This is a genomic window from Halorubrum sp. Boch-26, assembly GCF_029889805.1.
Taxonomy (GTDB): domain Archaea; phylum Halobacteriota; class Halobacteria; order Halobacteriales; family Haloferacaceae; genus Halorubrum.
Window position 1 is genome coordinate 1 of sequence record NZ_JARANT010000088.1, and the last position, 11,374, is coordinate 11,374.

Consider the following 11,374-nt stretch of genomic DNA (forward strand, 5'->3'; position numbering starts at 1 on the left):
GCGCGGCGCCGGCGTGGACCGCGCCGACGAGGTCGAGCTCGACGGGGTCGACCTCGTCGGCGCCGAAGGTGTCGCGGGCGCGGACCGCGTACCCGTCCATCGACGCTCGGTCGAATCCCGGCACGTCGATCGCGGCGTCGACCCGCTCCGCGAGGACGCGCCCGCGGGCGTCTTCCAGCGGGACCGTCTCCGGCTCCGGCGCGAGGTCGAGCGAGGCGATCGCGTCGCGGGCGGCCTCGGGCGTCGCGAGGTCGCGGAACTCCTTGCGGTCGCTCACGGCGTCACCTCCCAGAGCTCGACGTCGACGACCTCGCCCGCGTCGAGCCCCTCCCGCGGCTCCGGGACGGCGACCCAGCCGTCCGCGAGCGCGACGCTCGACAGGATGCCGGAGCCGCTCGCCCGCGTCGGCGTTGCGGCGGGGAGGTTCGCTTCGCCCCCGTCGCGGTCGGTCGATACGTTCGCGCCCTCGTCATCGGCCTCCTCGTCCGAGAGCGCCACCCGCGCGAACGTCCGCGTCCCGGGCTCGCTCGGTACCTTTCGGTCGAGGACCGCGCGCCGGGTCGGGAACGGGTCCGCGGTCGTTCCCCCCGCGCGCTTCTGGACGGGACGGAGGAACTGCGCGGCGTTGACGATGCAGGCGACGGGGTAGCCGGGCAGCGAGACGATCGGCGTGTCGTCGGCGACGCCGAGACAGACCGGGTGGCCCGGCTTCAGGGCGACGCCGTGGACGAGCACGTCCCCAAGCCCGTCGACGACCTCCGGTATCAGGTCTCGCTCGCCCACCGAGGACCCGCCGGTGGTGACGACCACGTCGGCGTCGAGGTCGGCCTCCACCGCGGCCGCGAGCGCGTCCTCGTCGTCGGTGACGATGTCGCGGTAGCGCGCCTCCCCGCCCCACCGCTCGACCAGTCGCGAGACGGTCAACCCGTTCGTCTCGATCACCTCGCCGGGGCCGGGATCGGACTGGACCAGCTCCTCGCCCGTCGGGATCACGGCGACGGTCGGGGGCTCGTAAACGGGGACCGCGTCGAGGCCGACCGACTTCAGGAGGCCGATGTCGGAGGGCCGCAGGACGTGGCCCGCGTCGAAGAGGCGCTGGCCGTCCGCGACGTCCTCGCCGGTCTCGCCGACGTTCTCGCCGGTCGCGACGGCGTCGAACGCCTCCACCTCCTCGCCGACCGACTCCACCTGCTCGATCATGACGACGGCGTCGGCGCCCTCGGGGACCGCGCTTCCGGTGTGGACCCGCGCGGCCTCCCCCGGCGCGATCGACTCGGCCTCGGTGCCTGCCGCGCGGAGCACCGCGGGCGAGCGGTCGGAGGCGCCGAAGGTGTCCTCGGCGCGGACCGCGTACCCGTCCATCGCCGCCCGGTCGTAGCTCGGGACCGGCGCCGGCGCGTCGATCGGCTCGGCGACGGCTCGGCCGTCGGCGTCGGCGAGCGGCACCGACCCGGTCCGGCCGTGGGGCTCGGCGGCGTCGAGCAGCGTCGCCAGCGCGTCCGCGACGCGGGTCCGCCGCTTGAAGCCGGCCTCGCGTCTGTCGTGGCTCATGGGGGTCCGTTTCGGGCCCGCGTGCAAAAACCCCGCTCTCCGGGCGGTCGCCGGAGCCCCGTGCCCGTCCGCGAACTCACCGCGATCGCGTTCAGGTCAGGTGATCCACGAGAGGATCCGCGCCGCGCGGTGCGTCCCCTGGATGGCGGCGACGCGGGCGGCCGAGAGCGTCTCGACGGCCGCGCGCCGCGCCGCGGTCGCGCTCCGAATCGCGCTAGTGCGGGCGTAGTACCCCGACTTGCGCCCCGCGGCGCCGATATAGTGCTTCGCCGCCATCCGGATCGGCGCGCGGCGACCGTCGACCGTGGTCGTCCCATTCCGGATCGCGTCGAGAACGTCGGCGGCGGTGACGTCGGCGACCGACTCGCGCCCGTCGACCTCTACGTCGGTGAACGCTCGGCCGACGTACTCCAAGTGGTGCGCGTCGCTGGCGGCCACGCCGGGGTAGTCGTACGTCGCCGCGAAGCGGCGCGCGCGGCGGTTCCGGTAGCCGGTGAACAGCCACGCGTTGAACACCTCGACCGCGTCGACCTCGTCGATCCCGTCGGTCTCGCCGGTCCCGTCGCCTCTCACGCCCGCGTCGCCGTCGTCGACGGTGGCTGAATCGCGCGACCCGTCGGCGACGCGTATCACGCCGTCGTCGTCGATCGCCGGAACCGGGATGTTCCGCTGGCGGACGCCGTGACGCGAGCGCTGGAAGGGATGCGGGACGATCGCGACGCCGCCGTGATCGTGGATCCACGCGATCGTCTCGTCGTAGGGGCGTCGGCGCGGCGGCATGCGCTCGACGCCGACCGCAAGCAGGTGGCCGTGCGCGGTCGACACCTCGACGCCGGGGATCCCGATCAGGCCGTACTCCGGGGCGAGTTCGGCCGCCCGCTTCGACTCGCCGATCACGTCGTGGTCGGTGATCACGACCGCGTCGAGACCGATCTCCGCGGCGTGTTCCAAGATGAGCTCGACCGGCTCGTGGCCGTCGTAGCTCTCGTCCGAGTGGACGTGGGGGTCGATGCTGACGGTGACGCTGGACACACCCGGAGTAAGCGACGGGGGACACTTAAATGCGCGAAGGCCGTCCGACGCTCGTTTAAAAATAGATGTGCGGTGGCGCGCGCCGATGAGCGGCCCGGAGGGCCGCGAATCGCACGCGTGAGGGACGACGCGAGCGCCTTTCTAAGGCGCGAGCGGCGAGGCTGGGGAGGCGAGAGGTGCGGTCGCTGTGCGGTCGGGCGGGATTCAAACGGGCAGCCGTGCGGAGCGCGCGCTCCGCACGGCCGGGGATTTGGGGCTGTTCACCGCAACGTAATCGGACACGTATATCCGAGCGGCTGGGGCTCTGGACGCGCTCTGCGGGCCGTTTTCGACCGCTTAAACCGAGCGTTCGAGAACTCCGAAGCGTATCCGGCGACGGCACCGAGAGAACACGCTCAGCCGAACAGCCCTTTGATCCGATCCACAACCGACTCCCCCCCGTCGTCCGCCTCCGCTTCCTGCCGCTGTTGCTCCCGGAGCTCGCGGAGCTTCGCGGCCTGATCGTCGGTCCCCGACCCGCTCGCGGTATTCGTCTCGCCGCCCTGGAGCCCCTTCAGCTCCGAGACGGCGTCGTTGACCGTGCCGGAGGTCGTCCGGGTCTCCGTGGCCGAGCGGGCGAGCTTCTCCCGGTCGACGTCGACGTCGTCGATCCCGCTCGTGTCGAGCTCCAGCCGACGCGTCTCGGAGCGCTCGACGCCGCCCCACGTCAGCTCCGCGTCGCCCAGTTCGCGTTCGATGTCCGCGCGGACCTCGGCGTCGGTGACCGTCTCGTCGTCGCCCGCGTCGCCGGCGGCCCCGTCGCCGCCGTCGCCGCCGCCGGCCGCGCCGCCGGCGACGCTCGTCGCGCGCTCGACGCGGTGGGCGACAAGCGCGCCGCCGGTCGCGGCGATGACGGCGACGAGCCCGAGGGTGTACACCGCGACCACCTGCGCGCTGTAGTCGGTGTCGGGGACGTTCCAGTAGTACGGGTACGCCCAAGTGAACAGCCCGACGGCGACGAGGGTGACCGCGGTGCCGACGCCGGCGAGGTACAGCATCCGCCGGTCGACGGGAAGCAGCACGACGACGCCGAGCAGGAGGGCCGGCAGCCCGACCGCCGCGGCGACGGCGGCGACCTCCCGGACCCCGTACGTCGACAGCGCCTCGGACGGGAGCGTCGCGCTGTAAAAGAAGATCGCGACGCCGACCAGCCCGAGCCCGATCCCGGCGAAGAAGAGTCCGAACCCCGCGTACACGTCGATCGTCCGATCCGGGTCGCCGACGTAGCGCCGGTAGTACTCCAGCAAGCGGTTCTCCGCGTTCGACTCGCTCATACGTGAGCGTCGCCGCCGACTCTAATGATTGTTGCCCCGCGGCCGCCGGGACACCGGGCGGACCACCCCGTGTGCTTTTGAGGGCTCGCGTCCACCGTGTAGACGATAGCCCGTGTCACTCGAGTGCCCTCGCTGCGGAACGACCCTGTCCACGTTCGCGCTCGGTGGAGCGACGGCGGTCACCTGCGACGACTGCGGCTACGCCGGCGTCGAGGCCGATCACTCGGGCGATCCGCGGCTCGTCGAGAGCTGGGAGGAGGCGTTCGCGCGCTTCCAGGAGGAACACGACTGACCATGCCGACCATCGAGATCACCGACGACCACCGCGACCGTATCGAGGCGCTCCGCGAGGAACTGACGGCGGCCCACGCCGGCGCGTACGCCTCCGTCGATACCGAGGACACGATCGCGTATCTCCTCGATCTGGCCGGGGCGGTCGACGACCCCGAGCGCGCCGCGGACCCGGACGCGCTCGGCGAAGACGGGGCCCCCGCCGACGGCCGGGGAACCGACCACGCCCACGAGGCGCCGTTCGACCGCGACTACGCCCGCGAGCGCCTCGAATCCCGTCCGCGGCGGCACGGCGATCCGGACGCCGCCGAAGGGCCGGACCTGTACGACATCGCGGCCGGGTTCGATGTGACGGGGCGGAGCGACATGACGAAAGCGGAGATGGTCGAGGCGGTCCTCGACGCGGCCGAGTCGCTGTCGGCGGACCCGTTCGCGTGGGTCGGCGTCGATATCGGTGACGACGCCGACCGCGACGAGCCGGACGCCGGAGGCGAGACGAGTTCCGCGGACGAGCCCGACGCGGACGCGTCGGACGACCTCGACGCCGAGGGCGACGACGCTGAGGGAGACGACGCGGGCGCGAGCCAACTCGACGCGATGATGAGCCTCCTCGACACCCACGACGACAAGTGGCGCGAGGCGGACGGCGACGCGCGGTACGAGGTCGACCTGCCCGACGGCGACGTCGAGACGGCGCGCACCAAAGACGACGTGCGCGCGCTGCTGTTCAAGAACTACTGACGACTCATGGGACTGCTGTCGAGACTGCGCGCGTGGATCGGCGGATCGACTAGCGACGGCGAGAGCGCGGCGTCCGAGGACGATGCGGAATCGGCCGCCGAGGACGACACCGCCGAGCGCGACGAGAGCGACCCGACCGGCCTCGACCCGAGCGCCGCGACCGAGACCCGGACCGCGGCGACCGACGACGCCGTCGACGCGCTCCGCGACGTGCGGCGGTCGAGCCAGGCCGCCCCGGACGGCGAGAGCGCGGACGGTCCGACCGAGCACCCGCCAGACGAGACGGTCGATAGCGACCGCGACGCCCCGTAACCCCCTCGGCGCCGTCCGTCTGACGAAGGGTTAGGTGCCCGGGGCCGAACACGCTCGTATGACCGGGTCGACCGACGGAGACGCGACCGCCGACAGCGACGTGACTGACCGCGACCGAGAGCTCGTCGAGCGCGCGATCGAGCTCGCCGAGGAGTCGGTGGAGATGGGTAACACGCCGTTCGGGGCGCTCATCGTCGTCGACGGCGAGATCGTCGGGGAGGGGCACAACGAGACGCGGTCGAACGACGACCTCGCCGCGCACCCGGAGATGACGCTCGCGCGCTGGGCCGGCCGGGAGCTCGACGCCGACGAGCGGGCGCGCTGCACCATGTACGCCAGCACCGAGCCCTGTCCGATGTGCGCGACCGCGATCCACTACGCGGGACTCGACCGCGTCGTCTTCGGCGTCGACGGCGAGACGCTGGACGATCTCACCGGCGACATCGTTACCGTCCCCTGCGAGGAGGTGATCCGGCGCGCTGACGGCGAGACGACCGTCGACGGCCCGGTCGCGACCGAGGCCGCGATGACGCTCCACGAGTCGTTCTACGGGGACGCGACCGGAGAGGGGTCGTAGGGTGCGACCCCGCCTCCCCCGCCTCTCGCCGTGACCGAACCCCCTTCGATCGTCGCGGTCGGCGCCGCGGCGATAGACGAGTGGTACGCCGTCAGCAACCTTCCCGAGCCGGACGGCGGCGCGTTCGCGAGCGAGGTGACGTCCGCGTTCGGCGGGGTGGGCGCGAACGTCGCCGTCGCGCTCGACCGCCTCGGGCGCGACGCCGGCCTCGTCAGCCGCGTCGGCGACGACGAGTACGGCCGCCGCGCCCGCGAGTACCTCGCCGAGACCGGCGTGGACGCCTCGCGCGTCAGGGTCGGCGACGACCCGTCGACCCGCTCCGTCGTCCTCAGCGCGCCCGACGGCGAGCGCGCGATCGTCACGACGGGCGAGAGCTTCCGCGAGCTCCGGCTCGGGAGCGTCGACAGGGAGGCGATCGCCGCGGCCGAAGTCGTCTTCGTCACCGGCTACACCCCGGACGCGGTCTCGCGGGACGTCCTCGACGTCGTCGAGGCGACCGGCGACCCGCCCGCGCTCGTCTTCGACCTCTCCGGGCCGGTCGAGGAGCTCGTCGGCCGCGGCACCGAGCCGGGGACGGTCCACCGGCTCCTCCACGCCGCGGACCTGTTCGTCGCCGGCGACGTCGCCGCCGCCGCCTACTTCGGGGACGAAGCGGCCGCGGTCGAGCGGATCGCGGCCGCGCAGGAGGCGCGCGTCGACGCGGCAGACGGACTCCGCGGTGCCGCCGACGCGGCAGACGGCTGGCCGCGCGCGGTCCTCACCCACGGTGCCGACGGGATGACGGTTTTCGCCGACGGCGACGTCCGGACATTCGACGCCTTCGATGTCGACGTGGTCGACGCGACGGGCGCCGGCGACGCGTTCGTCGCCGGGCTGATCGACCGGTGGGTCGCCGGAGACGACGACGGGGACAGGGGCGGCCACGGCGCGGGAGCCCCAGAATCCGAGGGCCTCGCCGACGGCGTCCGCTTCGCGGCCGCGGTCGCCGCGATCAACTGCACGGATCGGTTCGCCCAGGGCGGGCTCCCGACCCGCGAGGAGGTCGAGCGGTTCCTCGCGGCGCGGGAGTGACCCGAGTCGGGTCCGAACTCACCGCGCCTCGTCCGCCCGTGCGACGAGTTCGGCGACTCGGTCCGTGTCGACCGGGCCGGTGGTCTCGCCGTTTTCCTTGAGCGCCGTACCGACGATGACCCCGTCGGCGACGGATAAGGCGTCGCCGATCGTCTCGGCGCTGACCCCGCTTCCGACGAGGACCGGCGTGTCGAGCCCGTGCGCGTCGCGCTCGTCGACGACCGCCGCCAGCGCCTCCGGGTCGGTCGCCTCGCCGGTGCCCCGCCCGGAGGCGATCACGGCGTCGGCGAGTCCGCGCTCGGCGGTGTCGGCGAACGACTCCGCGGTGTACCCCTCGGCCGCGAGCGGCGCGGAGTGTTTCACGTCGGTGTCGGCGAAGACGCCGACGTCGACGCCGAGCGCCTCCCGAAGCCGGAGCGTCTCGTGAGCCTGCCCCTGCACGACCCCTTGGTCCGTGACGCGGGCGCCGGTGTGGACGTTCACTCGTATGTAGTCGGCGCCGACCGCGGCCGCGACGGAGAGCGCGGCCTCGGCGTCGTTCCGGAGGACGTTGACTCCGAGCGGGAGGTCCGACTCGTCGGCGACCGCGGTCGCGGCGCGCGTGACCGCCGCGACGACGTGTTTCGGCGCGTCGTCGGGGTAGAAGGGAGCGTCGCCGAAGTTCTCGATCATGATCCCGTCGACGCCGCCGCGGTGGAGCGCGCGGGCGTCGGCCGCGGCGCGATCGATCGCGTCTCGCATCGCGCGGGCGCCGTCGGCCGGCGCCTTCGGCGCGCCCGGGAGGGGCGGGAGGTGTACCATGCCGATCACCGGCGCGTCCGTGCCGAAGGTGGCCTCGAACTCCATGTCACCGCCCGCGACGCCCGCTCCCCTCATAAGCGTCCCCACACGGTTTAGTCGGCCGCGGTCGAACGCCCAAGGAGAGTCTATGAGCCTCGACGTCGACGACGACCCGGCGACCCGGAGCGGCGAGCTGACGCTCGTCCTCTCGCTCGGCGCGGCGCGGCGGCTCGCCGACCCCGCGGCGGCCGTCGCCGAGGCTCGCCGATGGAGCCGGTACGTGGGGGTCGTCGCCAACGACGCCGACGCCGTCGAGCGGTTCGTCCGCGAGCACGGCGTCGAGAACGACTACGCGCTCCGCAACTGGGACAAGTGGGGAACCCTCGGCGACGTCTACGACGAGGCCGACACGCCGCGACACGTGTTCGTCGGGACCTCCTCGTCCGACCGCCGCGTCGCGACCCACGTCGGCTTCGAGTACCGCCCGATCGGCGAGGCGGCCGAGAAGGCCGACTGGGAGCGCTCCGACTCCCACTCCGGCGACGACTCCGGTTTCATCGACCGAATCCGCCGTGCGGTGAGCGACCGGCTGGGGTGAGCGACCGGCTGGGGTGAGCGACCGGCTGGGGTGAGCGACCGGCTGGGGTGAGCGATCAGCCGGGATGAGCGGCGGTCGAACTCGGCCTGCCGCATCGACGATTTATAACCAGTGCCGCGGTGGCGCGTGCCGACGAGCGCCCTGCGGGCGCGAGTCGCACGCGCGAGGGACGCCGCGAGCGCCTTTATAAGGCGCGAGCGGCGAGGCTGGGGAGGCGAGAGGTGCGGGGCGGTTGCGGTTCGGGGAGGACTCAAAGGGGCAGTCGCGAGGGCGAAGCACGCCGCAGCAAGCACCGCAGCGAGCGACAGCGAGTGAGGAGCGCAGCAAGGCGCGCGAGCCGTCGCGACTGGGGCTTTGGAAGTGTTCTCGATCACAGCGACCGCAACGACGTATAGCCGAGCGACTGGGGCTTTGGAAGTGTTCTCGATCACAGCGACCGCAACGACGTATAGCCGAGCGACTGGGGCTTTGGCGGAGTTCACCGAGGATTCGCTGGCGGCCACGTCTGAACGAACAACCGAGCCGTCCGAAGCGGTCACGCTGTCGGGCCCCACGATTTCCACAGAGCCTCGATCCCGCACCGAAGGTACAAGCCGCTTGTCCCCCAACGGTGACACATGACACCGTCACTCGCAGATCAGCCGGTCGAACACGCCGAGGAGGGAGACGAGCCGCTGACCGACGACGCGTACGCCGAGTACCTCGCCGAGCTCGGGGGCGCGTGGGAGGTCGTCGACGACCACCACCTAGAGGCGACCTACGAGTTCGACGACTTCGCGGCCGCGCTGGCGTTCACCAACGACGTCGGCGAGCTCGCCGAGGAGGAGTGGCACCACCCGGACCTCCACCTGTCGTGGGGCGAGGTCGGCGTCGAGATGTGGAGCCACGACATCGGCGGGCTCCACGAGTCCGACTTCGTGATGGCCGCGCGTATGGACCGGATCTACGACGGGTACGGCGACGACTGACGCGCCCGCCGGCCGGAGCCACCCCGCCAGCCGATCCACCGGCGGAGCCGACACGGCAACGGACGGGTTTAAAACCCTCCCGGCGGAAGTACGGCTAATGAGTGCGAACGTCTTCCTGGTCCCGATCGACCCGGAGAACTTCGATCGAACGGTCCGGTCCGCGGTCGATCTCACCGAGTACGACGACCGGCCGGAGCCCCTCGCGGACCTCGACGAGGCCCGCCTGTGGGCCGTCGACGACGAGAGCGGCAACGGCTCCACCTTCGAGCGGATGGGAGACGGGGACCTCCTGCTGTTCTACCACGACGGCGAGTACCTCGCGACCGGCCGAGTCGGGACGACCTTCGGGGACGAGGACCGCTGGGTCTCCAGCACGTTCTGGACCGCGTTCCCGACGACTCGCGTGTACACGGTCACCGACTTCGCGGCCGTCGCTGCCCCGAAGCGCGCGGTCAACGCCATCTTCGACTACTCCGCCTCCTACACCCCCGGCTTCATGCGCGTCGCCGACTCGCGGGTGAACGCCGACCTCTCCTCTATCGAGTCCGCCATCGACCACTACACGAAGCGGAACGCGTAACCGGCGCGTCGCTTTCCCTCCGATTTCTCGGTCAGACCGCCTCGAACAGCGCCTCGTACGCGGCCTCGTAGCGCTTCGCGACCCGCCCCGGGTCCCCGCGTTCGTCGCCGCCGAGCGCCGGCAGTCCGACCGTCGCCACCGGTTCGATCATGTCGGTCACGGTGCCCGTGTGCTCCTCCATCGTCCCCTCCCGGGGGCTGCCCGAGGCGACCGCACGGGCCCTCGCGTACCGGTCGCCCGCGTAGATCCGCGCCCGCCCGGGGTCGACGACGGCGACCGCGTCTGGCGCCACCGGCCCGTCACGCGAGAGCGGCCCGGCGACGTCCGCGTACGACTCGACGACGACCGGGACTGCCGTCGCCGCGATCCGCTCCGCGAGGCGGTCGAACGCCGGGAGGTAGTCGGCGGCCATCACGTCGTTGAACGACGCCACGTCGCGGACGCGACCCGCGTCTGCGAGCGGGAGCCGCTCGTCGAGTCCCTCGGGCAGGAGCCCCGCGTCCTCGGCCGCGCCGTTGACGACGAACCGGGTGCCGTCCGCGCCGGTGACGCGGTCACAGAGGAACGTCCGGTCCGCGTCGCCGAGCATCCCGGTTCGGCCGGGCGTCGGCCGCCAGAGCCGGTGGACGGGGTTGATCGACTCGGGCGCGACCGCCTCGGGGCTGTTTCGTCCCTCGATCCCCGCCAGCGGTCGCGTACTCGCGGCCGCGAGCCGCCGGGCGTCCTTCCCGTAGAGTCGCCCCGACTCGCCCGCGATCCGGTAGTCGTCGTGGTCGAACCAGTAGTCGTTGCCGGCGCGGGGCTTGACGCCGACCGCGTCGCCGGTCCGGTCGGCGAGACGCGCCACCAGCCCGGTCGAGAACGTCGTCTTGCCGGCGTCGACGCGGGCGCCGCCGGCGACGAGTAGGAACGGCGCGTCGTCGGTTCCGTCCCCGGTCACGCGTCGGGATCGTCGCCGTCGGCGTCGTCCTCTCCCTCGGCGCTCCCCTCGCCGTCGTCGTCTGTATCGCCTCCGTCGACCGCGTGCTCGGCGACGCCGTAGTAGCCGGGACCGTCCTCTTCGAGGGGCTCGGCGATGACGATGTCCTCGGCGTGGGTCATCACCCACGGGATCGCCCAGTCGATCAGGACCGCCTCGGTGTCGGGATCGACCTGCGCGTCCGGCTCCAACCCCTGTAGCAGCCGCGCGATCTCGGGAACGGTGTACATGAGGTCCGGCTCGAACAGCTCCGCGGGCTCGTAGAACTCACACGGATAGGTCGCGTCGAACGTCGACTTCGGCTCGGGCATGGCCGACGATACGGCGTCGGCTCCGTAAACGCTGCCGATACGCGGATCGAGGGGATACGTCCGTCACTGGCGACGCCGACTCGCGGCGCCACGGCTCTCCGCGCGGAACGGGTCGAAAAAACGTCGGGATTCGACGCGCGGAGCGCGTCCGGCGTGGACCGTTACTCGAAGAGCTCGACGGCCTGCTCGTAGCGGGTCGCGGGCTCGCTCCAGTCGACGACCTCGAAGAAGTTGTCGACGAACTCGCCGCGGGCCGGGCCGTAGTCGTGG

Annotated in this window: 14 protein-coding genes and 2 pseudogenes; 8 read left to right on the forward strand and 8 right to left on the reverse strand. The window is 72.3% G+C overall.

Annotated elements, in window-relative coordinates; genetic code table 11:
* The 4 genes and pseudogenes from OQF71_RS11645 to OQF71_RS11660 all read right to left on the reverse strand — a co-directional run.
* Nucleotides 1–277: pseudogene (locus OQF71_RS11645) on the reverse strand (molybdopterin biosynthesis protein); the annotation flags it as partial.
* Nucleotides 274–1,551, reverse strand: coding sequence for a gephyrin-like molybdotransferase Glp (gene glp, locus OQF71_RS11650; protein WP_280587867.1), 1,278 nt, complete (start codon nt 1,549–1,551; stop codon nt 274–276). The gene glp and the pseudogene OQF71_RS11645, both read right to left, overlap by 4 nt.
* Nucleotides 1,552–1,647: 96 nt before the next feature.
* On the reverse strand, nt 1,648–2,583 hold the full coding sequence (locus tag OQF71_RS11655; RefSeq protein WP_280587868.1) for a PHP domain-containing protein: 936 nt from the start codon (nt 2,581–2,583) through the stop codon (nt 1,648–1,650).
* Between the two features lie 395 nt (nt 2,584–2,978).
* A complete protein-coding gene (locus OQF71_RS11660; protein WP_280587869.1) occupies nt 2,979–3,896 on the reverse strand; it encodes a permease in 918 nt (305 codons plus the stop codon).
* 112 nt (nt 3,897–4,008) lie between these two features.
* Between OQF71_RS11660 and OQF71_RS11665 the strand changes: the two genes are divergently transcribed.
* Genes OQF71_RS11665 through OQF71_RS11685 form a run of 5 tightly spaced genes read left to right on the forward strand, consistent with a single transcriptional unit; the run spans nt 4,009 to nt 6,888 of the window.
* Nucleotides 4,009–4,188, forward strand: a complete 180-nt coding sequence (locus tag OQF71_RS11665) for a zf-TFIIB domain-containing protein (protein ID WP_280587870.1) — start codon at nt 4,009–4,011, stop codon at nt 4,186–4,188.
* A 2-nt stretch (nt 4,189–4,190) separates the two neighbouring features.
* Nucleotides 4,191–4,928, forward strand: coding sequence for a hypothetical protein (locus tag OQF71_RS11670; protein ID WP_280587871.1), 738 nt, complete (start codon nt 4,191–4,193; stop codon nt 4,926–4,928).
* A gap of 6 nt (nt 4,929–4,934) precedes the next feature.
* Nucleotides 4,935–5,240, forward strand: a complete 306-nt coding sequence (locus OQF71_RS11675) for a hypothetical protein (RefSeq protein WP_280587872.1) — start codon at nt 4,935–4,937, stop codon at nt 5,238–5,240.
* Between the two features lie 58 nt (nt 5,241–5,298).
* A complete protein-coding gene (locus OQF71_RS11680) occupies nt 5,299–5,817 on the forward strand; it encodes a nucleoside deaminase (protein ID WP_280587873.1) in 519 nt (172 codons plus the stop codon).
* Nucleotides 5,818–5,847: 30 nt separating this feature from the next.
* A complete protein-coding gene (locus tag OQF71_RS11685; protein WP_280587874.1) occupies nt 5,848–6,888 on the forward strand; it encodes a carbohydrate kinase family protein in 1,041 nt (346 codons plus the stop codon).
* Nucleotides 6,889–6,906: 18 nt separating this feature from the next.
* Here OQF71_RS11685 and OQF71_RS11690 read toward each other — a convergent pair whose 3' ends face one another.
* Complete coding sequence (locus OQF71_RS11690; RefSeq protein ID WP_280587875.1) at nt 6,907–7,734, reverse strand: BtpA/SgcQ family protein; 828 nt, start codon at nt 7,732–7,734, stop codon at nt 6,907–6,909.
* 82 nt (nt 7,735–7,816) lie between these two features.
* Between OQF71_RS11690 and OQF71_RS11695 the strand changes: the two genes are divergently transcribed.
* The 3 genes from OQF71_RS11695 (at nt 7,817) to OQF71_RS11705 (ending at nt 9,814) form a co-directional block, all read left to right on the forward strand.
* On the forward strand, nt 7,817–8,266 hold the full coding sequence (locus OQF71_RS11695; protein WP_280587876.1) for a hypothetical protein: 450 nt from the start codon (nt 7,817–7,819) through the stop codon (nt 8,264–8,266).
* 617 nt (nt 8,267–8,883) lie between these two features.
* A complete protein-coding gene (locus OQF71_RS11700) occupies nt 8,884–9,234 on the forward strand; it encodes a 4a-hydroxytetrahydrobiopterin dehydratase (RefSeq protein WP_280587877.1) in 351 nt (116 codons plus the stop codon).
* Between the two features lie 97 nt (nt 9,235–9,331).
* Nucleotides 9,332–9,814 (forward strand): hypothetical protein, encoded by a 483-nt coding sequence (locus OQF71_RS11705; protein WP_280587878.1) that lies wholly within the window; start codon nt 9,332–9,334, stop codon nt 9,812–9,814.
* A gap of 31 nt (nt 9,815–9,845) precedes the next feature.
* Here OQF71_RS11705 and OQF71_RS11710 read toward each other — a convergent pair whose 3' ends face one another.
* The 3 genes and pseudogenes from OQF71_RS11710 to OQF71_RS11720 form a co-directional block, all read right to left on the reverse strand.
* Entirely contained in the window at nt 9,846–10,754 is a 909-nt protein-coding gene (locus tag OQF71_RS11710) for an ATPase (RefSeq protein WP_280587879.1), read from the reverse strand.
* A complete protein-coding gene (locus OQF71_RS11715; protein ID WP_280587880.1) occupies nt 10,751–11,104 on the reverse strand; it encodes a DUF5827 family protein in 354 nt (117 codons plus the stop codon). Before OQF71_RS11715 ends, OQF71_RS11710 begins: the two co-directional genes overlap by 4 nt.
* Nucleotides 11,105–11,265: 161 nt before the next feature.
* A pseudogene (locus OQF71_RS11720) lies at nt 11,266–11,374 on the reverse strand (superoxide dismutase); the annotation flags it as partial.

Excerpts from the sequence above, each read along its gene's own strand:
- OQF71_RS11705 (WP_280587878.1), top strand. The coding sequence starts at position 9,332 with ATGAGTGCGAACGTCTTCCTGGTCCCGATCGACCCGGAGAACTTCGAT.
- OQF71_RS11670 (WP_280587871.1), top strand. The coding sequence starts at position 4,191 with ATGCCGACCATCGAGATCACCGACGACCACCGCGACCGTATCGAGGCG.
- OQF71_RS11680 (WP_280587873.1), top strand. The coding sequence starts at position 5,299 with ATGACCGGGTCGACCGACGGAGACGCGACCGCCGACAGCGACGTGACT.
- glp (WP_280587867.1), bottom strand. The coding sequence starts at position 1,551 with ATGAGCCACGACAGACGCGAGGCCGGCTTCAAGCGGCGGACCCGCGTC.
- OQF71_RS11700 (WP_280587877.1), top strand. The coding sequence starts at position 8,884 with ATGACACCGTCACTCGCAGATCAGCCGGTCGAACACGCCGAGGAGGGA.
- OQF71_RS11715 (WP_280587880.1), bottom strand. The coding sequence starts at position 11,104 with ATGCCCGAGCCGAAGTCGACGTTCGACGCGACCTATCCGTGTGAGTTC.
- OQF71_RS11695 (WP_280587876.1), top strand. The coding sequence starts at position 7,817 with ATGAGCCTCGACGTCGACGACGACCCGGCGACCCGGAGCGGCGAGCTG.
- OQF71_RS11675 (WP_280587872.1), top strand. The coding sequence starts at position 4,935 with ATGGGACTGCTGTCGAGACTGCGCGCGTGGATCGGCGGATCGACTAGC.
- OQF71_RS11660 (WP_280587869.1), bottom strand. The coding sequence starts at position 3,896 with ATGAGCGAGTCGAACGCGGAGAACCGCTTGCTGGAGTACTACCGGCGC.
- OQF71_RS11690 (WP_280587875.1), bottom strand. The coding sequence starts at position 7,734 with ATGGAGTTCGAGGCCACCTTCGGCACGGACGCGCCGGTGATCGGCATG.